This is a genomic window from Sporomusa intestinalis, from assembly GCF_055383785.1.
Window position 1 is genome coordinate 3,565,215 of the sequence record NZ_AP042390.1, and the last position, 22,890, is coordinate 3,588,104.

Below are 22,890 nucleotides of genomic sequence, written 5' to 3' on the forward strand. Positions count from 1 at the left end.
CAGCCCCTGGTCCGGGGGCGGGCTGCATCAGGGGTTCAGATAAAAGGTTCCTACATTCACACTTTCACGCACAGCAATCTCCCTGGTCTGGACAGCATAGCCGGGATACTCAACAGTAACGGCATAGGCGCCGCTATTAGGTTCCAGTTTGTCGATTTTAAAATCGCCATAGTTGTCGGCAGCTGCCACCCAGACTTGCTTTGATGTTATATTCGTCAAGGTGACTTTTGCACCGTCAGCGCATTCCTTTTTATCATGCAGTTCTATGCTGCCGGCAACATGGCACTTAGTGAACCGGTATAAATTTTTGTACCATACGCGGGGTTTGGTGCCATATTCCGGATGGAAATACTCCAGGCCCTCAGCTGCTGTTTTTTCAGCCATTTCGCCATCAGTGGCATATAAAAAAGTCAACGACCCGGTCGGGCAGGCAAACGAGCACCGCGGCTGGCTCCATTCACCGCTGTCCAGTAAGTGGGCACACATGGTGCACTTTTGCGGCAATTGGCTCTCTTCGTTCCAATAAATAGCCTTATACGGGCAAGCATCAACAATCGGCTTTTGCCCCTTGGCTTTCACCGGGTCAATGATGACAATGCCATCATCCCGTTTGAAAACTGCGCCGTCTTTGGCAGCCTTGATACAGGCCGGATCATCACAATGCATGCAGGCGTAGGATAAAGAACAAACATCCTGCAGCGGATATTGCCCCCGTTCTACATAAAGAACATCACGCCATTTTTGACCGAAGCGCGGTTGAGCCGCAGCAATGGGTAGATGGTCATTGTCCCAATGCTCATCTTTGCAGCTAAGAAAGCAGTTATTGCAGTCATGGCACCTGGCGACATCCACAATCATATTAACTTTTTTCATTACTTCATCTCCTCCCATTTTTCCACTTCTACCAGGTAGGAGTTGGCAGCCATACCACAGGAATTTTTGGTCATAAACCGCTTGGAGTTCAAGTGGTTGATGCAGCCTGCCCGGTCCGGAGAATTGCCGGGTTCGCCGATCGGCTGGTAATCGGCGCAAGACTCATAAGTATGACAAGTTCCCGGCGGAACCCGTTCCGTCAGCTGGGCGGCACAAATAACAGCGCCTCTATCGTTGTAGACTTTGATTAAGTCATGCTGTTTGATACCTCTGGCCGCAGCATCCTTAGGATTCAGCCGCCAAATCCAGTAGCGATAGCCATCTTCTTTTAAAACACGGTGGTCTCTCAGTTCATTGAGGTGACTTTCCTTGCAATCTCCCATAGTGTGGAAGCTAAACCTGGGATGGGGGGCAACAGCCTGGAGCGGATATTTAGCGGCATGGGCGGAATGATGTCCTTCCCATGATTCAATATACCGGGTTACCGGATGCCTTTCCCCGTCATCAGGATCAAACCGGGCCAGGCTGGTGCTGACAAACTCAAGTTTGCCGCTGCCGGTCTGGAGGCCTTTGCGTTTGACCTGTTCATGAGGCATCGGGCCCCAATCAGGGGTATCAATTTCTCGGTCTTCGGCAAACCAGCGCATGGCCGGGGTAGACTTCGCTGTCTTCGGTTTATTAGGCACAATATAATAGCCCTTGGCAAAGAATTCTTCCCAGGTAATGACTTTAGGCAGGTCGGTTGCATAAAAATGCTGTTTAACCCAGTCAAGGTCAGTCTTGCCGCCGTCGGTGTAAATTTCCCACAAGCCCAGCCGTTTAGACAATTCGGAAAATATTTCGTAGTCGGACTTAGATTCACCAAGCGGTTCAATGCATTTCTTTTGCAGAGTGATTACCCGGTGGTTACACTGACTATAGGTGTGGGGAATGTAACCTGAGCAATTGGCAAATTCGCTGATGTCCCAGCGTTCAAAGTTAGTGCAGGCCGGCAGGATAATATCAGCGAATCTTGCTTCGCCTTCAAACCAAATAGACTGATTCACAGCAAACGGCAGATTCTTGGTCCGGTACATTTTTGCATAGCGGGCTGTTTCGGTCATGGTCCCAATAAAAGAACCGCCATAACGATAATACATCTGAATTTTTGAATACCCGGGAGCCGGATATTCGTATTTCTGGAATTGAGCTTCTACACTAGCGCCGCAGAAGCCCTTACCCCGCCATTCCAGCTTGCCTTCGAGTATAGCCTCAGGAATTCGTAACCGGGGAATGTGCTGTCCTTGGGGAGAGTTAATCGGATTGGTGACAGGGCGCGAATTGGCAAACATCCGGTACGCAAACTCGTACCCTGCTGCTGAATTGCCGGTATCGCAGGCAATGCCGCCTTCAGCGTAGCCAGGGAAAAAGAAGCTTTCATCGCAGGGAGCCCCTTGGGTTGTGGACCAGATGTTGATACCGGGTTTGCCCATACCTTGCATGGCAATCAGGCAAATCATCATCCGGGCCCATTCGTTGCCGGTTGCAGCGCGGCAGGCGCCACCCCAGCCGCCTAATCCGCCCGCGCCTAACATAGTCTTCTTTGCGGCCCAGTCACGGGCTAAGGCTTTAATTTCCCGGGCGGGGATGCCTGTCTCATTTTCTCCCCATTTGGGATCTTTCGGAATGCCGTCTTCCATACCAAGAATATATTCCGACCACCGCTCAAACCCGTGCGTGCGTGTTGCCACATATTCTTTATCATACAGGTCCTCAGTAATCCAGACATAGGCGATACTGGCCGCCAGAGCGGCATCGGTACCGATACGCGGCGAAAACCATTTATCTGCATACAAACGGGCGCTGTGGTTGTAGTAAGGATCAATAAAGATCATTTTTACGCCCAGTTCCTTCAGCCAGAAGCGCCGGGGAGTACTTTCAAAGGCGGAGTAAATACCGTTATTTGTTTCCGGGTCAGCTGACCAGAAAACAATCATTTCCGTATTCTGGAGTCCGTCTTCCAGCAGGTCGTATTGTTCAGGGTTGCCAAGGCGCCAGCTAAATCCCCAATTGTGCATGCCACCCCAGTGCCAGCCTTCCCAACTGTCAGGGTTATGATCGGCATAGGTAAAACCAGCCAGATTCATAAATCTGAATAACGTACTAAAACGGTAGCCAACATTGCCCCACAGGTGATGAGAGCTGGCAGTACTTAAAATGGCGCCAGGGCCATAATCCCGTTTGATGCGGATTATTTCCCTTGCTACTATATCTAAAGCCTCGTCCCAGCTAATCCGTTCGTAACCGGAACTACCACGGTTCTCCTCATTTCTTTCACCATCAGGATCAAAATCTACCCGCTTCATGGGATAAAGTATCCGTTTCGGTGAATAGATCTGAGACTTCCAGGCGGCAGTAACCGGAGTAATAGTAGTTTTACGTGGCGGTGTAAACGTTTTGCCTCTGGCCTCAATCTCCCAGGACGGGGCATCTTCATCAGTGAGTTCCATGGGATACATCCGCAGAATCTTGTTGGCTTCCACATCGACATCGACAAATACCGGGCCACCAGTAGTACCATTGGTAAATCTTTTAATTTTCCCCATTATTTATCCTCCTTTTACATAATTAAGGCTAGCCCTGTATGATAGGACACACAACTAGCCATACAAGTCCACTGTCAGGCTTTACCTGCCTCCCTGCTACATCCTGATACACCTCCTTTATCTAAACAAAGCCTCCCGTCCGTCATCACCGCGCGGTTCCTCCAGCCAGATGCCGGCTGCCAAGCACAGACAATTAGAAAATATTCTGCACTCATTACTTTTTCTAATGCAATTAATATGCCAACCTGTCTGACCTGACAAATCGGGTTATTACTCAGAAATTTTCGTTTATTCTGATGATATCTTGCATCAAGCAGACGCCATTTCAGCAAAACATTCAGGTCTCTTTTCCTTTTGTGAATGATGATAAATTGCTTATTGTTGATGCCACAATTCATCATTTTCCTAATATAAAAATTAGTTAATCTAATAAAATAAATTATGCAGTGAAACAGGCTAGAATTTATTTTAATTTTATAGCAATTTCGATAATAAATTAGCTTGCGAAGCAATAGCCTCGCCTTACATATGTCCGATATGTGCGGCCTGCCGCCTATATTTCGAAATTGCAAATTTGCCGTTTAGCCTATAAACAAGGTATAATTGTGAAAAAACCATCAAGGTAGTGGAGGAAAAATGGATATTCAAAAACTAAAATATTTTGTTTCTGTTGCCGAATCTTTGAGTTTTACAGAAGCAGCTGCCCAACATGGCATCTCCCAGTCGGCAATAAGTCAACAGATCTCCGAATTAGAAAAACAGCTGGAAACACAATTGATTATCCGGAATAAACGCCCGCTGCAATTAAGCTGGGCTGGCAAGATACTGCTGGAGGAGTCGCATGCCCTGATCGCAGCATCGAACGAGGCATTAAAAAAAATACGGCTGGCCGCAATGGGAATGACCGGTTACCTGAAAGTTGGTTTTCTGGGAGGAATCGAAAAAGTTTTTTTACCGCAGGCAGTCAGAGATTTTAGAAAAAATTTTCCCAGCATTCACGTAAGTTTGCATCAATATAACTGGGCGGAAATTAACGAAGCGCTGATGAGAGAGGAATTAGATATTGGCTTCACTCTTTCCCACAATCTTGAAAAATTCCCTGATCTTGTTGGCAAAAGCTTACGCAGCGATGTGCTTTGCGCCGCCATCCATATCAATCACCCCCTGGCCTCCCAGGAAATGATCAATGTCGCCGATTTAGCCAATGAGTCCTTCGTTTTATTTACGAGAAACGCCGACTATCTCTTGAATGATTTAACCTATCAAATATGCTCGGAAAACGGGTTTACACCAAATGTAGTAAATCAAAGCCGGGATCTGTCAGCTTTGCTGTTTATGGTCGAGGCCAGCTTAGGGATAATGATTGTTCCCGGTCCTGTCCGCGAGGTTGCCAGTCCGGACCTTCGCCTGATTGAACTTAATACCCAGCATAAGCATTTTGACGTTATGGTCGTCTGGAACCGAAACAACTTAAATACCTCAATCCCAGTGTTTGTTAAGCATCTGACCAGTTATCCCCTACCGAAATAATGGTGATTGCTATAGTAAATTAAGAAAGGTGAAGCCTAAGCTTACAGGCAGCACCTTTTTTCATTTCCCAGGCTCAATCCCGCTTGTGGCAGTGAGAATCTTGGGCCCAGCGGCGGGCTGACAATATTTCAAAACCGTACCGTTCATAAAGTGTCCCCATAGCGCCTTTAGGCGCAACAAAAATAATTCCGATAGCAATGATCCCCAGAATAATCATGCTGATGCCGGGATAATCGTAAAGATATTGTTTCAATATCACATACAATACAGCGCCCAGTACCGGCCCTTCCACAGTACCGGTTCCACCGATAATAACCATAAAAACCATAGCTACCGTCCAGTCTATCCCAAAAGCGGCAAACGGCTGAACATAGGCAATCGACAAATATAAGGCAGCGCCTGTTATCCCGGTAACAAAAGCGGCTATCAAAAAACACTTTAATTTGGTCTTGTATAGTTCAATGCCTACCGTTTCCGCCGCCGCCTCATTATCACGCATGGCCATCAGCGCCAGACCCAGGGGAGAGCGCAGCAAGGCATATACTAAAACAACAGCCCCGGCGCCAACAACCAAAGCGATATAATACAAATCAACAGTCGTCAGCTCATAACTGGCAGTTATATTAAAACCCTGCCCGGACCTAACATACGTCCAATTGCTAAAATAAACCGCCAGGGCCTCGGCCGCTATCCACGTGCCAATGGAAAAATAGACACCGCGCATTTTAAATATTGGTTGCGAGATAATTAGCGCAAAGATTACGGAAATCACCCCGCCGGTAATTATGCCCCAAATCATCGGCAGCTGGTAAATCTCAGTAATTACGGCTAAGGAATATCCGCCTAAACCAACAAACATTTGTTGTCCAAGTGAAACCAGCCCGGCATAACCGGCAAGCAGATTCCACATCTGACCTAACGTCATATACAGCAAAATCTGGATTAAAATTGACGTTATATATTCGTTAACCACAAAAGGCAAACTGCAAAGTATCACTAGCAATATAGCCGGAATAAGCAATCTGGCCTTTAATCTCCGGAATTGTGACTGTATTGGTATCACCTTAATCAATTAGCTAACCCCCTAAAATCTACAGCCTATTTTCTTGTTTTGGCCGCTAGGAGTCCCTCTGGTTTAACTGTCAATATAATCAGTAAAACCAGATAGCCTGACAACAATTGATAGCCGGAGCCAAAAAAGAAAGCGCCGAGTAACTGAGCAAGCCCCAGTATAATGCCTCCTGCCAGGGTTCCTATCAGGCTCCCCATACCGCCAATAACAACAACGCCAAAAGCGATAATTAAATATTGCGTACCGGTCGAAGGATAAAAGACAAAGGTCGTCCCTACCAATAAACCGGCAATTGCCGCTGAAATCATTGCCAGCCCCATGGTATAACTAAATACTTTTTTCGTATCTACCCCCATAAGCTCAGCAGCGCGGCTGTCATCGGCAGTAGCCCTGATCGCCCGGCCCAAATAGGTATGGTTTAGAACATAATGCAGTGTAACAATGACACAGATTGCGACTATGAAATCAACTGTGTAAACCGCCGGCACCGTGATTAATTCAGTTGCGACAATATTCGTTGTCGCAAACGAAATGTTAATGGAACGAGCATCGGCCCCAAAAAATAAAAGCAAGGCATTGGACAAGCAAATGGAAATCCCGAAGGTTGTGAGCAGTGCCGGCTCAGGCCCTTTGTCCAGTACTTTGTTAATTAAGAAATTTTGTATGACAAAGCCCATTACGGTCATCACCAATATGGTTATAGCCAGGGCCAGCCACAGGCTGCCAACAAGCTCGGCAGCCAGGATCATACAGATAAAGGTTCCTACAATAATAAAATCACCGTGAGCCAGATTAGTTAACCCCATGATGCCAAAGATCAAGGACATGCCGATGCCGATCACCGCATATAATCCACCTAATAAAATTCCATTAAGCGCGGATTGTATGATTTCCATAGCATTTTCTCCTTACCCTTATTGTTTATCAGCCTGATGTAAGCCAAAATAGGCCTCCTTTACTGCCTCCTCAGCCAGCGCGGACGATTCCCCGGCCATAACAATCTGCCCTTTCAGCATCACATAGCTAAAGTCGGAATGCCTTAGACTCCGCCGGACATCTTGGTCAACCAGGACAATGGTAAGGCCTTGTTCATTGATTTTTTTGATTGTCAAATAGATATCTTTTATGATTATCGGGGCTAAACCTAAGGAAATTTCATCACAGAACAGCAGTTGCGGTTCTGACATTAGCGCCCGGGCTATTGCCAGCATTTGCCGCTGGCCGCCACTTAAATAAGAGGCCTCCTGCTCGGCTTTTTCTCTAAGCACCGGAAAAAGCGTATACACTTTTTCTAAATTTTCGTTTTTATGTTCCCTGGCCCGGGGTAAATAGGCTCCCATGAGCAGGTTTTCTTTTACCGTCAGCTTCCTGAAAACGCTGCTGCCTTCCGGCGACATCGCCAGCCCCTTGGCCACAATTCTATTTGCCGGCAGGCCGTGAATCCTATCGCCGAGGAATATGATTTCGCCGCTGGCAGGTTTATTCAAGCCTAATATTGTATTTAACAATGTCGATTTGCCGGCACCGTTAGCGCCGATAATAGAAACAATCGACCCTGCCCTGATTTGTAACGATACCTGGTTTAGGGCTTGAAAATCACCATAATGAACATTAATTTTTTTCACTTCCAATACCATATCTTTACTGTTCATTCGTCTACCGCCCCTAAATACACGTTATGTACTGCCTGGGATTGCATGACCACCGCCGGCAGATCGCAGGCAAGGTTTCTTCCTCCGGCCAGACATAAGATCCTGTCAGTGCCTTCATACATGGTTCTTAATACATGCTCTATCCAGACAATACTAATGCCCTGCTCCTTAACCGTTTTTACAATAGCAAGAATATCCGTAACTTCTACATCGGTAAGCCCGCCGGCGACTTCGTCAAGTAATAAAAGCTTGGGGCTGCCAGCCAGCGCCCGGGCAATTTCCAGCCTTTTTCGATCTAACAGTCCCAGTTTGCCGGCAAACCAGTCCTCCTTCTTACACAGTCCGCTTATCTCAATGATTTCGCGGGCTTTGGCCTTAGCTTGCGTCTCACTCATGCGACTGCCATATACTGCTCCCACCACAACGTTTTCAAATACAGTCATTTTTTCAAATGGCCGGGGGATCTGGAATGTACGGCCCAAGCCCATTCGGCAACGCTCGGTTACCGTTTTATGGGTAATGTTTTCTGCATAAAAAGAAATCTCTCCCCGGGTAGGTTGTAAAATGCCTGTTAAAATATTTAACAGCACTGTTTTTCCGGCTCCATTCGGCCCTATTACCCCTAAGACCTCATTGGCCTGTACATCAAAAGTAAGTGATTTGAGTACATCATGATTGCCAAAAGATATGCCTAGATTCTCAACCTGCAACACTGACCCCACTGTCGTCACCTCCACCCTGCTGGGCGTGAACTTTGCAACTGCAAACCATAAAGACTTTGCAGTTACTTAGCCTGGCACCATTCCCGCTATAGCAGGGAAATATGATACTGCTACGGCTGCGAGCCTGGTATATATTGCATGGGCGCCGGCGATAACGGCACAATTGTCATTTTCCGGTTGCTTACAATATTCATTTCCCAGGGCCAGGTTTTACCTTTGACCCATTGTCCGCCAACCACGAAGGTCTCGGCTAAATTCCGGTCATTATATTGAACATGGCCAACAACAGTGTCAATATTGGTAGCTTTGATGGTCTCTCTGATTTTATTTCTTTCCAGCGACTGAGCCCGTTTCAATACGTCAACAACTATTTCCATGCTGGCGTGTTTATAGCCCAGGGTAGCCATCGGCTGCTTACCTGTCAGCTCGGTCCAGGTTGCAGCCAGCTCTTGCGAACTTTGTCCTGTCAGGGAGGATGTATTGCCCGCCATCGGGCTCCACCAAACCTCAGTTGTCAGATTTTCTCCCAAGCTGCCACCCAGCGCAGCAACATCGGCTGGAAATAGAATTGCTTTGGCGGCAGACATAATCTTGGGAACCAGCCCTTGCTGCTGCATTTGTTTCCAGGCCGTCGCAAAGTCGGGCGGAATCTGCATGGCAAGCACAATGTCAACATCAGCCTGTCTGAGCTGGTTAATCATTGCTGTGTAGTCTTTGGTATTGGGCGGGAACCTGCCTGGATCTATCAGGGTATAGCCTCTGGCCTGCACTTTTTTCTTAAGCGTATCGGCAATGGCAAGCCCGTCAGGATCGTTAGGAGCAATTAGGCCAATTTTTTTATTAGTAGCCAGTTGATCCCACATATCCAGATAAACATCAACCAGCGTATCTACTTTCCAGAAAGCATGGTAGGTCCATGTATAGGGTCCGCCCGCAAGCCATGCATCTGATAAGGCATCCACTGTGATACACGGAATTTTGTGCCGCTCTGCGGCAGCAGCCACAGGGTTAACCGTATCTGGCGTGTGAGCCGCCATCAGTATATCTACTTTATCCTGAAGAATCAGTTTATTGGCTGCTTCGGCCGCTTTGGTCGGACTGCTCTCAGAATCGGCAACAATTATTTTAAGCGGCAGTTTCTTGCCATACTCGGCAATGTAAATCCCGCCTTCTTTATTAATTGCTTCAATTGCTTTTTCCTCAATCTGCGGCGTTCCCGCCCCAAACGATGCTAATGGGCCGGTCACCGGATTTACCCGCCCGATTAAAATGTAGTCCTTGCGGGCTTCGACTGGTCCGGTGCTTCTTCCACATCCGGCGAATACACTCATAGCGGCTAACACTACAATAAAAATGATCGTCGCTAACTTATCCATGCTTGGTTTACCCATTTTTTCTCCCTCTTTCCATTTATCGATTTATAGCCCGCCTAATCAAGTACGCGCTTTACCATAATAAGATTTTGTTTTCCATCAATCAGTTAAACTTATATTACAAGCCATAAAACGGCCAGCAGTAATTCTTTAAAGATTCAGATAATAATTAAAGAATTCTGTCTATGCCACTCCCTCTAGAAACGCAAGCTCATTGCCACGTTCAACAGGCAAAACCTATTATTGGCCGGAGAACCAATAATACCGGCCGTGTCCATGAATTCCCGGCAACCAGGGACGTGAACTGGCTTGTGCCAAATCGCTTAAGCCTTCAATCTTATACGGACTGTGCATACTTCCTTGCCATCTTCCATACTATAGGTTTCACCTAAATCAGGATCCGCCTTCACCGTTGCGTCATACTCCTCCTTAGTATAAGTAATATTGCCGCCATTCTTATGACAAAGGACCTTTAAATGGGTCATCAGCAGTCTTGCACCAGATGAGATTTCCTCACATTTCCGCATGGATTCCTGTACTGCCAGAATCAATTCTTCCCGCCCCATTGCTTGCAAGGCATCCAAGCCCTGCTTTTCTTCTTGTTTTATTGGTTCATCCACTGTATAGCCTCCCTTACATTTTCTACCCTATCTCGACCAAGAGACAGTGAGGTTATAATTACACTTCCAATTCAAAATTCCTGCAATATTTTAATTTTTTCTTCTATTATTATAATTTTTTCTTATATTATATTTATGTCTTTCCGGCTCACACGATATTGAACAAGACTGATACTGCAAGGAATACAGTATCAGTCAGGTTTTTAACGTGAGCTAGTGGTCTGCTGATCAACACCGGCAGCTTATTCGTTTGTCTGCGGTAAATCTGTCCGGTACGGGATTAAAATCCACCGTAATTGTATACTCTGTCCGGTACCGGATTGAGATCATCTTCATCTATTTCAGCAACGCAGCGGACCATAGCGCCATCGCCCAGCCACCAGCGAATCGGGAAGGCCATGAATTTAAACCGTTTGCCTACCACTTTTTCCAGATCGCCACCAATGTTTTCGACCCCGACGATGCCGTTACCCATCATATATTTATGGCAGGGCTCCCAGGTTCCCGCCAGACCGTGATTCTCCAGCTTGCCATACGCCTCCATATATTTGTCTTTGCCAAAGGTTTTAATAAATACATCCTTTTCGAACTCTGCATAAGCCTCAATGCCAAATTGCTCAATGAATTCCTCGGTAATCGGCTTGCCTGAATCACCGATAAGATTCATTGCCGGCGGACCGTTCTTGCCCATGGTGGTGTGCAGAGGGTGGTCAAGGGCTTGCATATCCATGGCCACACATTTGGGTCGATATTTATCAAACCATTGTCCCGCTTCCCTGCCGCAGCCGCAGGAATAATGATAGTATTCCTTGGTGTCGTCAAATTTCAGATGCATGCCTGTTCTTAAAACAAGTACCATGCCGTTTACTTCCGCATGCGTTACACCCGCCCGGGCCAAAGCATCATCAAGATGTTTGGCTGTAATAAGGCCCCAGCGGTCAACACGTATATCCAGGCAAACTGCCTCGCCATAATAAGCATCCAATGGCAGCTCATGGGTGTAACGGGCGCGTTTACCGTCAAACTCGTATTCCATAACATGGCGGGGGGCATCGGCGTGGGTGCCGCAATGCATAACAACATCTATTTTTTGTGTTAAAACGCCGCTTTTGGCCAGGCTATGCATAGTATCAATTTTAGGTTTGGCAAAATACGGCCATACGGGTATGTCAGCATGGAATGGATGAGTTAAATCTATTAATACTTTTTTTCCCATTGTTTGATTCCTCCAATTGTATTAATTTATTATCGGGTCTCTAGCTAACGGATGCAGCAGTGATATCAGCCGGCAGTACAGCCGCCATCAACGTAAAGAATTTGGCCTGTTACAAAGTCGGAAGCCGGTGCAGCCAGGTATACGGTTGCTCCGACCATATCCTCGGTCACAGCGGCACGGCCCAACGGGATGCGGGACAGGAAGATTTGCTTGAGTTTTTCGTCCTCAAGCACCTGCTGCGTCAGCGGTGTCCAGAAGATAGTCGGCGCAATGGCGTTCACCGTGATATTGTATTTAGCCCATTCGGCAGCCAGTTGTTTGGTCAGGCCGTCGACGGCAGCCTTACTGGGCCCGTACGCCGCATAGCCGCCAGGATGTCCGGCAAAACCGCGCACGGAAGAGATAGTAATGATTTTACCAAAGCCCTGTTCTTTCATGACCCGGCCTACGTGCTTGCAGGTAAGAAAAGTGCCTTTAACGTTGATATCCATGACCTGCTGGAAGTCTTCAGCCGGAAAATCTTCGGCCGGATAGCGCTTGGCAATACCGGCTACCGTCACCAGGATATCAATCTTGCCGAAGGTATCCACAGTCTGCTGAACCATATTGATTACATCTGCTTCTTTACTGACATCACAGGCCACAGCCAATGCTTTCCGGCCAATTTTTTCCACCCCTTTGACCGCTTCTTCCAACGTGGCAATGGTGCGGCCGGTAACAACAATGTCAGCACCATAGGCCGCCAGTCCGGCGGCAATCGACTCGCCCAGGGCACCGGCACCACCGGTTACTACTGCTACTTTGCCTTCAAGGCAAAACAGTTTTTTAATTTTGTCCAAAGTCAGTTGTTCCATTTACATCACCTCTACAATTATGCTTCCGGGTAGTTCATAACCACCAGCATGCTTGCCGGTTTATTGGTTTCATTGATAATTTCTCTGCCTTCATTGGCCCCAATGTAAATAGAATCCCAGGCCTGCAAAACGACCTTTTCCGTCTTGGTAGTAACAGTTACTTCGCCTTCCAGGACAAAATAGATTTTCTCGACCGGAGATGCATCATATTCAGCGCCGCCAGCCGGCAGGAAATGCGACAGGCCCATCCAGAACTTCTGCGCCCCCGTTTCCTCCTTCCCGTGCAATTTCAGAGCAACCATATTAAAGTGCTTGGGTGCCTGATACGGCTTTACATCCTTTAATTCGACCTTCTTCATGTTTTTTGCCTCCCCCTTTCGTTGTTTTTTCTTTTATCTGCTTCCATCACCAGCAAAAAACGTACTTAGACCGCCATCTCTTTGACATCAGGCGAGATAATATAATCGGCACCGGTAGCTTCCCTTACAGTCTGCAGCGTAACCCCCGGCGCTATCTCGGTTAATAGCAGCCCCGGTTTCATTACTTGAAACACACACAAATCAGTAATGATTAAGTCCACTTCCTGCGAGGCGGTAAGCGGCAGCGTGCACTGCTTAACAATTTTAGGCACACCACCCTTACCGACGTGCTCCATGGCGACAATAACCCGTTTAGCCCCCACGACAAGATCCATGGCGCCACCCATGCCCGGCACGATCTTGCCGGGAACCATCCAATTGGCCAGATTGCCTTCCTGATCCACTTCCAGGGCCCCCAGCACAGTGGCGTCAAGGTGCCCGCCGCGAACAATGACAAAGGACATGGCGCTGTCAAAGGTAGCGCCGCCTGGCAGAATGCCGGCCGGTTGTCCGCCTGCATTGCTCAGGTCAGGATCAATGGTTTCGCCGGCAGGCCCCAGTCCGATAAAGCCGTTTTCCGAATGCAGGATCACCTGTTTATCCTTGGCAATATAATTGGCAACAAGCGTGGGTATACCAATGCCCAGATTCACCACATCGCCATCTTTAAGTTCTTGCGCTACCCGTTTGGCAATTAATATCCTGTTTTCCATGAACGCTCCTCCAATCTCCCGCTACGCTTGCACGATGCTGTTAACAAAGATTCCCGGCACCATAACCTCATCAGGAGCGATCTCGCCCACAGGCACGATTTTTTCCGCTTCCGCAATAACAACATCAGCGGCCGTGGCGATTTGGGGATTAAAATTACGTGTCGACATTCTAAATACCAGGTTGCCCGCAGTGTCGGCTTTATGGGCTTTTACCAGGGCAACATCAGCCCGCAGGGGTTTTTCCAGTAAAAACTCGCGGCCGTCGATGGTTATAGTCGGCTTGCCTGCGGCCACAACCGTGCCTACACCGGTTGGTGTGAGCACGCCGCCCAGACCGGCCCCGCCTGACCGTATGCGTTCAATCAAGGTTCCCTGCGGGGATAATTCCACTTCCAATTCATTTGCATTCATTTGGCGGCCGGTTTCGGGGTTTGTGCCAACATGAGAAACAATGGCCTTTTTCACCTGGCGGTTAACAACCAGTTTGCCAATGCCCCGATCCGGAAAGCCAGTGTCATTGGCGATGATCGTAAGGTCTTTATAGCCTCTGCTAACCACAGCATCAATTAAACCTTCCGGCGTTCCAACCGCTAAAAATCCCCCAATCATGATAACAGACGAATCTTGTATTTTGTCTATTGCCTGTTTCATACTGATTACCTTAGACATTGTTTCCCCCTCAGTTCTTAGCGTTTATGACCTTAACGTCTACGCTTATCTTTATTTGCAAGAAATATGCCAATCCCAAAACATTGATTGATTATTTGCATATTTTAAAAAACAAATACCAGCTTACCAGCTTTTTACGGCTATTCCCTTCCCGCCTCCTGGCCTGTAAACAATATGCCCACATCATGGCCCGGGGCAATAAGGCGTCCTCCTGCCGGGTCCGGCTGTCCTTTGATGAATTTAGTCATCATATTTCCGGGATAAATTTTACCTATATAGTGACAGCCACTATTCGCAAGAGATGAAAAGACGCATCGCTATTGATGCGTCTTTTCATCTCTAAGGACAATACCAAGTCTCTTGGCTTTCTTAACAATGGTTGATTGATCTACCTTTAAAATTTTGGCGGCTTTTCTTGTACTCCCGCATAACGCCAGGGCCTTTTCGATCGTCTTTTTTTCAATATTGCTGACGATTTCTTTAAGTCCCATCTCTTCCACGACCAGTTCGGACATGTACGAAGGATGGATATTCAGCAAATTGCCGATTTGCTCGTTACTAATCGTGCCGTCGTGGTCAGATACGATAACCAGCCTCTCAATGATATTTTGCAATTCCCGAATATTTCCCGGCCACGAATATTGCCGCATCATCTCAAAACCAAGCGGCTCAATCGCTGTGTTTTTGGCGTATTTCGTGTTGTATATTTCCAAAAAATGGCGGGCCAAAGTCTCAATATCCTGGCTCCGTGAACGCAGCGGCGGAATATGAATAGGAAATACATTCAACCGGTAGTAAAGGTCTTCACGAAAACGTCCCTGTTTGACCAGGTCCTTTAATTCGCAATTGGTTGCCGAAAGAATTCTTACATCTAACTTAACCGGTTTCGACCCGCCGATACGGGTTATTTCCTTGTGTTGGATGACCCTGAGTAATTTTGATTGCAGTTCCATCGGCATGTCGCCGATTTCATCAAGCATAATGGTTCCTTTGTCCGCTAATTCGAACAGGCCGGTTTTGCCGGTCGTGGCCGCACCGGTAAAGGCCCCCCTGGCGTAGCCAAACAACTCAGCTTCCAGCAAATTGGCCGGGATTGCGGCACAATTGACTTTGATGAAGGGATCATTTTTCCTGGCGCTATTCAGATAGATTTCATTGGCGACAACCTCCTTGCCTGACCCGGTTTCCCCGGTAATCAAAACAGTAACATCCAAACCGGCGACCTGTTGAATGCTCTTGATGACCTGCCGCGTTTCCAGACTGTTGCCAATGAGATTTTTATTTAAATGCAGTTTCCTGAGATGTTCTACCTCAAGTGTACTTTTAATTTTATCTTTTTCCACAGCTTTGATCTGTTTCTGGGAGGCTTCCAGATCAGATTTCATTTGCAGCAGGTCGGTTATTTCCCGGTCAATAATAACCACTTTTTTGACATTCCCCTCGGCATCCAGAACCGGACTGCCGGTAACCAGCATTTTCGTTCCGTTCCTTAAGCTTTCGCCCATGGAGTTTACTTGTTTTTTGTGCTTAATGACTTCCGGTGTTACGGCATTGAGATAAACGCCCGCCGTCACAAGCTCGTCCACATACTTGCCGACAACCTCTTCCGGGCGAATACCGGTTATCCGGGTATAGGCCGCATTGACATACAAGGTCTTCCCGTTGCCATCGGTAATATAAATCCCGTCATAAAGATGGTCCCCGATCTCTCTAAAATCAAGCTCCCTTGCCTCAGTGAGCTCACTGAGCACTTTGTTCAACCCGGCAAGAAGCTCCTGATGCGACGAAATATCCCAGTTTTGTTTTTCTATCCTAGCGATTAATTCTTTTAGAATAGCTTCACTGCTATCTATTTTGTTATTCATTTCATCGCTCCCTACTATTAACTAACTGTTTTCAGCCTTATACGCCATCAGTTATCTATTAACCAAATCATAACCAATCTTTATCCGCTTGTAAATATTCAAGTTTGCATTTATTTGTGAATATTGGCACGAAAATTGCGATTGTTTTTTGTTGTAAGCAGTCTATCGTCAATAATCACCTAGAAGGAGGAAAAGATGAGAGAAGTCGTTATTACCGCCGCCCTGCGCACAGCCATCGGTACCTTTAATGGCGCCCTGGCCCCCTTGGCAGCGACCGAGCTGGGCAGCATTGCTATTCGCGCTGTGCTGGAAAAAGCCAATATAGCCCCAGACGCTGTTGACGAGGTCATTATGGGCAATGTACTCCAGGCAGGCCTGGGCCAGAACCCAGCCCGCCAAGCAGCCCTGCAAGCCGGCTTACCGGTTGAAGTGCCGGCGTACACAATTAATAAAGTGTGCGGTTCCGGGCTAAAAGCGGTAAACCTGGCCGCCCAGTCCATTATGGCCGGCGACGCCGACATTATTGTGGCCGGCGGCATGGAAAGCATGACTAACGCCCCTTATCTTCTGGAAAAGGCCCGCTGGGGCCACCGGATGGGCGACGGCAAGCTGATCGATGTCATGATCCGCGATGGCTTATGGTGCGCCGCCAATGACTATCATATGGGGATCACTGCTGAAAATATCGCCGCCCAATACGGTATTACCAGGGAAGAACAGGACCGGCTGGCTGCCGCCTCACAGGCCAAAGCCCTGAAAGCAATCGACAGCGGTGCTTTCAGCCAGGAGATTGTGCCTGTGACCATTAAAGGCAAAAAAGGAGATACCCTTTTTGCCACCGATGAGTTTCCCAAGCGCGGCACATCGGTTGAATCCCTGGCCGCCCTGCGGACAGCTTTTAAAAAAGACGGTACCGTCACTGCCGGCAATGCCTCCGGCATTAATGACGGTGCAGCGGCACTTCTCGTCATGTCCGGCGAAAAAGCCAAAGCGCTCGGCCTCAAACCACTGGCACGAATCGCCGGTTACGGCGCCGGCGGGGTCGACCCGTCTGTCATGGGTCTGGGACCTGTGCCGGCCAGCCGCAAAGCGCTGGCCAAGGCCGGACTGACGGTGGCCGATATCGACCTGTTCGAAGCCAATGAAGCCTTTGCCGCCCAATTCCTGGCGGTCGGCAAAGAACTGGGGCTGCCCGGCGAGAAGGTCAATATTCACGGCGGGGCGACCGCCTTAGGCCATCCCATCGGGGCCAGCGGGGCCCGCATCCTGGTTACCCTTCTCCATGCCCTGCAGCAGCACGGGGCTAAACGCGGTTTAGCCACCCTGTGCATTGGGGGCGGGCAGGGCATTGCCACCATTGTGGAACGCATTTAATTACTATTATGAGGTGAACTAATCATGGAAAAAACCATCATTACTGTCGCGACAACCGGCGCTTGGCCAACTAAAGAACATAACCCCAATATTCCCTTAACGCCCCGGGAGATTGCCGATGATGTCTATGACTGCTGGCTGGCAGGCGCGGCTGTGGCCCACCTGCACATGCGTGATGACGCAGGCAAAGGCACGATGTGCAAAGAGAAATTTCGGGAAACCGTAGAACTGATCCGCAGCAAATGTGATATTGTCCTCAATCTTACCACCTCCGGCGACCTTCACGCTACTGATGAAACCAGAATGGCTCATTTAATTGAACTCAAGCCGGAAATGGCCTCCTACGATGCCGGTTCAATGAACTGGATGCATAACAGCTTGTTTCTGAACCCCCCTCACTTCCTGGAAAAGCTTGGCCGGACCATGCTGGAAAATGGGGTAAAACCGGAGATAGAGATTTTCGACGCCGGCATGATCTACAACTCGCTTTATTATATGAAACAAGGCGTTCTCGCTCAGCCGGCCCATTACCAGTTTGTTTTAGGCGCCGCCGGCGGCACCGCTGCTACGATTGAAAACCTGGTATACCTTAAATCCCTGCTGCCCCAGGGATCTACGTGGTCAGCCCTGGGGATCGGCAACGGCCATGTGCCTATCATGCTGGCCGCCATTGCCATGGGCGGTCACATCCGCGTAGGCATGGAAGATAACGTGTACTACGCGAAAAAGCAATTGGCAAAATCCAACAGTGAATTTGTCGCCCGGGCCGTAAGGATAGTTAAAGAAGCAAACAGAACAGTGGCCACCCCGGCCGAAGCCAGGGAAATCTTAGGTCTTACAAAGAACTAGCTAGGAGACGAACTATGATTAAAAATATCGGTGTTATCGGCGCAGGCACCATGGGGCATGGCATTGCCCTGTCCTTTGCCCTGTACGGGTATGATGTAACTCTATATGATGCCTACGATAATCAATTAAAAAAAGCAATGACGGAAATCGCCGCTGAACTCGCCCTCCTGGCTGAGGAGCAATTCATCGGGACCCAGTCCATTCCGGCCACCCTTGAGCGCATTACAGTTTGCAGCGATCTCCGGCAGGCCGTTCATGACAGGGATTATGTCATTGAAGCCACGCCGGAAATACTGGAACTCAAACAAAATTTATTCAAACAGTTAGATGAACTCTGCCCTAAGCATACCATTCTGGCGAGTAATACGTCCAGCCTCAGACTGGATGGCATGATGGCCCTGGTTGCAGAAGATCGTAAACAGCGCATGATTGTGAACCACTGGTATAATCCTGCCCACTTAATGCCGATTGTCGAACTGTCATACTTTGGCAATATGCCTGAGGATTTTTACGCCGAGGTGGAGCAATTACACGCGGCAATTAACAAACAGACGGTCAAAGTATTAAAAGATGTGCCGGGACTGGTTGCCAACCGTATCCAGCAAGGTGTTGCCAGAGAAGTGTTTTCGCTGATGGAAATGGGTGTTGCCGAACCTGCCGATATTGATAAAGCCCTCAAATTCGGCCCGGCCTTTCGTTACGCAACCACCGGCCAGTTAGAGGTTGCCGATTTCGGCGGTCTTGATATCTGGAGCATTGTCGGGGATAATCTATTGAAAGAAATGGATAACCGTCAGGAGGCCAACGATCTCTTAAAGCAAAAAGTAGCGGCAGGCAAGCTGGGGATAAAAACCGGAGAAGGTTTCTACAAGTATGAAGAAGATAAGATCCCTGCCATAAAAAAACAATTTATGAAAAAGTTAATCCATCAGTTAAAAGCCTCCGAGTACTATAAACAGAAATAATAGCCTAAAAAATGCACCCGCCGGGGGTGCATTTTTTAGGCTGCTGTTATCGCAAGCGGTCTCTGGTAAGAAAGCTCACTGACCGGCCAGCCGTTTATAAGTATCGAGCCTGTTTTTAGCATCCTGTTCGGCCTTGGCAAACAACGCCTGGGCCTTGTCCGGGAACTGCCGCAGGAGCGCCGAATAACGGACCTCACTCTGGAGGAAATCCTGGAAACTGGCCGTGGGTTCGCGGGAATCCAGTTGGAAAGGATTGTTCCCCTGCGCTTTTAACTGGGGATTATAACGGTACAGGGACCAATAGCCGGCCTCCACCGCTCGCTTGGCCTGCAGCTGGCTCTTTAACCCGCCCCGGATGCCATGGTTGACACAGGGAGCATAGGCAATAATCAACGCCGGCCCCGGATATGCTTCCGCTTCGGCAATGGCCTTTAAGGTCTGGTTTTTATCAGCTCCCATGGCAATTTGAGCTACATAAACATAACCATAGGACATCATCATAACGCCAAGATCCTTCTTGCGCATTTCTTTGCCGCCGGATGCAAACTGCGCAATGGCGGCGGTTGGCGTCGATTTTGAAGACTGACCACCCGTGTTGGAGTATACTTCCGTATCAAATACCAGAACGTTTACGTCTTCACCGGCCGCCAGCACATGGTCGAGGCCGCCGAAGCCAATATCATACGCCCAGCCGTCGCCGCCGAATATCCACTGGGAACGTTTAACCAGAAAATCCCGGTACTCGTAGATTTCGTTCAAAAGCGGCCGGGTGTCTTTTTCCCTTTGCAGGCTGGCGATTAACCGTTCGGCCCGCTCACGCGTGCCTTCGCCCTTGTCTTTGTTGTCCAGCCAGTCTTGTAAGGCCATTTTTAGCGGTTCGCTACTGCTTTCCGTCAGCGCCGCCTGCACCAAACCGGCTAAAGTTTTTCTTACCTGCTGTACCCCCATATGCATGCCAAAGCCGTATTCGGCATTATCCTCAAACAGCGAGAACCCCCAGGCCGGACCATGCCCTTGGGCATTCGTGGTATACGATACCGATGGCGCACTGCCGCCCCAGACGGTGGAACAGCCGGCCGCATTGGCAATCATCATCCGGTCCCCGACAAGCTGGGTAATCAGTTTGGCATAAGGTGTCTCACCGCAGCCGGCACACGCGCCGGAAAATTCCAGCAAGGGCTGCTGAAACTGGCTGCCTTTTACCGTGAGCTTCTGTTTCCCGGCGATTTCTTTACCAGGAATCTTACCGGCAAACGCCCACAAATCTTCCCCGTCCCGCCGCTGGTCGGCAAGCGGTTTCATCGTTAAGGCTTTTTCCGCTGCCGGACAAATGTCAGCGCAGTTACTGCAGCCGGTACAGTCAAGGGCGGAAATAGCCAGATGGAAGTTAAGTCCGGGGTAACCCTTGGCCGGGGTGACGACAAATCCCGGCGGTGCCTCCACCAGCTCTTCATCCGTTGCCAGCAGCGGCCGGATAGCGGCATGGGGACAAACAAAAGCACACTGATTGCACTGAATACATTTGTCGGAATGCCATACCGGCACCCGGATGGCAATACCGCGTTTTTCATAGGCTGTAACCCCCAGCGGGAATGTTCCGTCTTCCCGGCCGTTAAAGGTACTCACCGGTAGCTTGTCGCCTTCCTGACGATTCATCGGCAGCATAACTTCCCGGATGAATTCCGGCAAAGCCCCGGCCCAAGCACCTTCTTCGTCAACCGCATTCAGCCAGGCTTGCGGCACTTCAACGCGGTACAGCTCCTGAATTCCCCGGTTAATCGCGGCGTTATTCATTTCAATTACCGCCTGGCCTTGCTTGCCATAAGACTTCACGACAGCCGCTTGCAGGTAGCGGACCGCAGCTGCGACCGGGATAATATTGGCCAGCTTAAAGAAGGCGGCTTGCATAACCATGTTGATCCGCCCGCCCAGACCGAGCTTTTGCGCAATATCGACGGCATTGATTGTGTAAAATTCGATAGCATTTCGGGCAATATACCGCTTCATAGCCGCCGGAATATTGGACTCAATCTCGGCCGGATTCCATAAGCAGTTAAGCAGGAATTTTCCTCCCGGCTTTAAGCCGGCTAACACAGCATACTGACGCACATACGCCTGGTTGTGGCAGGCCACAAAATCCGCCTTGGTAATGAGGTAGGAAGATTGAATCGGCTGTTTGCCAAAACGCAGGTGTGATATGGTCAGACCGCCTGATTTTTTAGAATCATACGCAAAATAAGCCTGTGCATATAGATCCGTGTGATCACCAATAATCTTAATCGTATTTTTATTGGCCCCTACCGTTCCGTCCGCGCCAAGTCCCCAGAATTTACAACTGGTTGTTTCAGCCGGAGTTGGGTTGATGTCTTCCGGATATTCCGGCAGCGATGTAAAAGTAACATCATCGACTATGCCGACAGTAAAACCGTCGCACGGGTTTTCCTGCCGGAGGTTTTCATAAATGGCGGCAATATGCGCCGGCGTGAAATCCTTGGAACCCAAACCATACCGCCCGCCGACAATAACCGGGGCATCCTTTTTACCGAAAAAGGCATTACGGACATCGAGGTATATCGGTTCCCCCGCTGCTCCCGGTTCTTTGGTCCGGTCCAGAACGGCAATCTTTTTAGCACTGGCCGGTATGGCTTTCAGAAAATGGCCAACAGAAAAGGGACGGTACAAATGAATCTCTGCTAGACCGACTTTCTCACCACGGTTTTTGAGGAAATCAATGGTTTCCCGGATTGCGTCGCAGCCTGACCCCATGGCAACAATCACGCGCTCCGCTTCGGGGTCGCCATAGTAATTGAATAATTGATAATTCCGCCCGGTTAGTTTATTGATTTCACCCATATAATCCGCAACAAGCGCCGGAACGGCCGCGTAAAATTTGTTAACCGCCTCACGGGTCTGAAAATAGATATCCGGATTTTGGGTTGTACCCCTGAGTACAGGATGGTCGGGATTAAGCGCCCGGCGGCGGAACTGGCGTACCGCTTCTTTATCAAGCAGCCTTGCCAGCTCATCTGCTGCCAAAACCTCAATCTTCTGCACCTCATGCGAGGTACGGAAGCCGTCAAAGAAGTGCAGAAAGGGAACACGTCCTTTAATTGCGGCTAAATGGGCAACGGCACTCAAGTCCATGACTTGTTGAACACTGCTTGATGCCAACAGGGCAAAACCGGTTTGACGGGTCGCCATAACATCCTGGTGATCGCCGAAAATGCTCAGGGCATTAGCGGCTAGTGCCCTGGCACTTACATGAAATACTGCAGGCAGCAGTTCACCGGCAATTTTGTACATATTGGGAATCATCAACAGCAGCCCTTGGGATGCAGTATACGTAGTCCCCAGGGCCCCGGCCTGAAGGCAGCCATGAAAGGCACCGGCCGCTCCGCCTTCGGATTGCATCTCGATAACCCGGACCGGCTGGCCAAATAAGTTTTTGCGCCCGTGCGCAGACCAGTCATCAACCAGTTCCGCCATCTGCGAGGAAGGGGTAATCGGATAAATTGCCGCCACCTCGGTAAAATGATAGGAAACATACGCGGCGGCAGTGTTTCCATCCATAGTTTGTTGTCTGCGCTTCATGATAAGAA

At 48.9% G+C, this 22,890-nt stretch carries 21 protein-coding genes; 5 read left to right on the top strand and 16 right to left on the bottom strand.

The window, feature by feature from the left end; translation table 11 throughout:
* Positions 1-27: 27 nt before the first annotated feature.
* The 3 genes from ACZ481_RS16830 to ACZ481_RS16840 form a co-directional block, all read right to left on the bottom strand.
* Positions 28-873: a 4Fe-4S dicluster domain-containing protein gene (locus ACZ481_RS16830; RefSeq protein WP_464766508.1), complete on the bottom strand. Its 846-nt coding sequence runs from the start codon at positions 871-873 to the stop codon at positions 28-30.
* Positions 873-3,458 carry a molybdopterin-dependent oxidoreductase gene (locus tag ACZ481_RS16835; protein WP_464766509.1) on the bottom strand — a complete coding sequence of 862 codons (2,586 nt, stop codon included), beginning with the start codon at positions 3,456-3,458 and terminating at the stop codon, positions 873-875. Before ACZ481_RS16835 ends, ACZ481_RS16830 begins: the two co-directional genes overlap by 1 nt.
* Before the next feature lie 74 nt (positions 3,459-3,532).
* Entirely contained in the window at positions 3,533-3,859 is a 327-nt protein-coding gene (locus ACZ481_RS16840) for a hypothetical protein (protein ID WP_464766510.1), read from the bottom strand.
* Between the two features lie 235 nt (positions 3,860-4,094).
* Between ACZ481_RS16840 and ACZ481_RS16845 the strand changes: the two genes are divergently transcribed.
* Positions 4,095-4,988: a LysR family transcriptional regulator gene (locus ACZ481_RS16845; protein WP_464766511.1), complete on the top strand. Its 894-nt coding sequence runs from the start codon at positions 4,095-4,097 to the stop codon at positions 4,986-4,988.
* Between the two features lie 73 nt (positions 4,989-5,061).
* Here the strand turns inward: ACZ481_RS16845 and ACZ481_RS16850 are convergent, their stop codons facing one another.
* The 11 genes from ACZ481_RS16850 to ACZ481_RS16900 form a co-directional block, all read right to left on the bottom strand.
* Positions 5,062-6,051, bottom strand: coding sequence for a branched-chain amino acid ABC transporter permease (locus ACZ481_RS16850; protein ID WP_464770647.1), 990 nt, complete (start codon positions 6,049-6,051; stop codon positions 5,062-5,064).
* 35 nt (positions 6,052-6,086) lie between these two features.
* Positions 6,087-6,956, bottom strand: coding sequence for a branched-chain amino acid ABC transporter permease (locus ACZ481_RS16855; RefSeq protein WP_464766512.1), 870 nt, complete (start codon positions 6,954-6,956; stop codon positions 6,087-6,089).
* 18 nt (positions 6,957-6,974) lie between these two features.
* On the bottom strand, positions 6,975-7,712 hold the full coding sequence (locus ACZ481_RS16860) for an ABC transporter ATP-binding protein (RefSeq protein WP_464766513.1): 738 nt from the start codon (positions 7,710-7,712) through the stop codon (positions 6,975-6,977).
* Positions 7,709-8,434 carry an ABC transporter ATP-binding protein gene (locus ACZ481_RS16865; RefSeq protein ID WP_464766514.1) on the bottom strand — a complete coding sequence of 242 codons (726 nt, stop codon included), beginning with the start codon at positions 8,432-8,434 and terminating at the stop codon, positions 7,709-7,711. The genes ACZ481_RS16860 and ACZ481_RS16865 overlap by 4 nt, the downstream gene beginning before the upstream one ends.
* 110 nt (positions 8,435-8,544) lie before the next feature.
* Complete coding sequence (locus ACZ481_RS16870; protein ID WP_464766515.1) at positions 8,545-9,825, bottom strand: ABC transporter substrate-binding protein; 1,281 nt, start codon at positions 9,823-9,825, stop codon at positions 8,545-8,547.
* Between the two features lie 305 nt (positions 9,826-10,130).
* Entirely contained in the window at positions 10,131-10,427 is a 297-nt protein-coding gene (locus ACZ481_RS16875) for a hypothetical protein (protein WP_464766516.1), read from the bottom strand.
* A 280-nt stretch (positions 10,428-10,707) separates the two neighbouring features.
* On the bottom strand, positions 10,708-11,643 hold the full coding sequence (locus ACZ481_RS16880) for a cyclase family protein (protein ID WP_464766517.1): 936 nt from the start codon (positions 11,641-11,643) through the stop codon (positions 10,708-10,710).
* 65 nt (positions 11,644-11,708) lie between these two features.
* Positions 11,709-12,497: an SDR family NAD(P)-dependent oxidoreductase gene (locus tag ACZ481_RS16885; protein WP_464766518.1), complete on the bottom strand. Its 789-nt coding sequence runs from the start codon at positions 12,495-12,497 to the stop codon at positions 11,709-11,711.
* Positions 12,498-12,514: 17 nt separating this feature from the next.
* Complete coding sequence (locus ACZ481_RS16890; protein ID WP_464766519.1) at positions 12,515-12,856, bottom strand: cupin domain-containing protein; 342 nt, start codon at positions 12,854-12,856, stop codon at positions 12,515-12,517.
* Positions 12,857-12,921: 65 nt separating this feature from the next.
* Entirely contained in the window at positions 12,922-13,569 is a 648-nt protein-coding gene (locus ACZ481_RS16895) for a 3-oxoacid CoA-transferase subunit B (RefSeq protein ID WP_464766520.1), read from the bottom strand.
* Positions 13,570-13,590: 21 nt separating this feature from the next.
* Positions 13,591-14,238 (bottom strand): CoA transferase subunit A, encoded by a 648-nt coding sequence (locus ACZ481_RS16900; RefSeq protein ID WP_464766521.1) that lies wholly within the window; start codon positions 14,236-14,238, stop codon positions 13,591-13,593.
* 26 nt (positions 14,239-14,264) lie between these two features.
* Between ACZ481_RS16900 and ACZ481_RS16905 the strand changes: the two genes are divergently transcribed.
* Positions 14,265-14,543, top strand: coding sequence for a hypothetical protein (locus ACZ481_RS16905; protein WP_464766522.1), 279 nt, complete (start codon positions 14,265-14,267; stop codon positions 14,541-14,543).
* A gap of 12 nt (positions 14,544-14,555) precedes the next feature.
* On the opposite strand, the gene ACZ481_RS16910 is transcribed toward ACZ481_RS16905, so the two are convergent.
* Complete coding sequence (locus ACZ481_RS16910; RefSeq protein ID WP_464766523.1) at positions 14,556-16,103, bottom strand: sigma-54 interaction domain-containing protein; 1,548 nt, start codon at positions 16,101-16,103, stop codon at positions 14,556-14,558.
* A 195-nt stretch (positions 16,104-16,298) separates the two neighbouring features.
* Between ACZ481_RS16910 and ACZ481_RS16915 the strand changes: the two genes are divergently transcribed.
* Genes ACZ481_RS16915 through ACZ481_RS16925 form a run of 3 tightly spaced genes read left to right on the top strand, consistent with a single transcriptional unit; the run spans position 16,299 to position 19,291 of the window.
* A complete protein-coding gene (locus tag ACZ481_RS16915) occupies positions 16,299-17,477 on the top strand; it encodes an acetyl-CoA C-acetyltransferase (RefSeq protein ID WP_464766524.1) in 1,179 nt (392 codons plus the stop codon).
* 24 nt (positions 17,478-17,501) lie between these two features.
* Positions 17,502-18,326, top strand: coding sequence for a beta-keto acid cleavage family enzyme (locus ACZ481_RS16920; protein WP_464766525.1), 825 nt, complete (start codon positions 17,502-17,504; stop codon positions 18,324-18,326).
* A gap of 14 nt (positions 18,327-18,340) precedes the next feature.
* Positions 18,341-19,291, top strand: coding sequence for a 3-hydroxyacyl-CoA dehydrogenase family protein (locus ACZ481_RS16925; RefSeq protein WP_464766526.1), 951 nt, complete (start codon positions 18,341-18,343; stop codon positions 19,289-19,291).
* A gap of 75 nt (positions 19,292-19,366) precedes the next feature.
* Here the strand turns inward: ACZ481_RS16925 and nifJ are convergent, their stop codons facing one another.
* Positions 19,367-22,882, bottom strand: coding sequence for a pyruvate:ferredoxin (flavodoxin) oxidoreductase (nifJ, locus tag ACZ481_RS16930; RefSeq protein ID WP_464766527.1), 3,516 nt, complete (start codon positions 22,880-22,882; stop codon positions 19,367-19,369).
* Between the last annotated feature and the right edge of the window lie 8 nt (positions 22,883-22,890).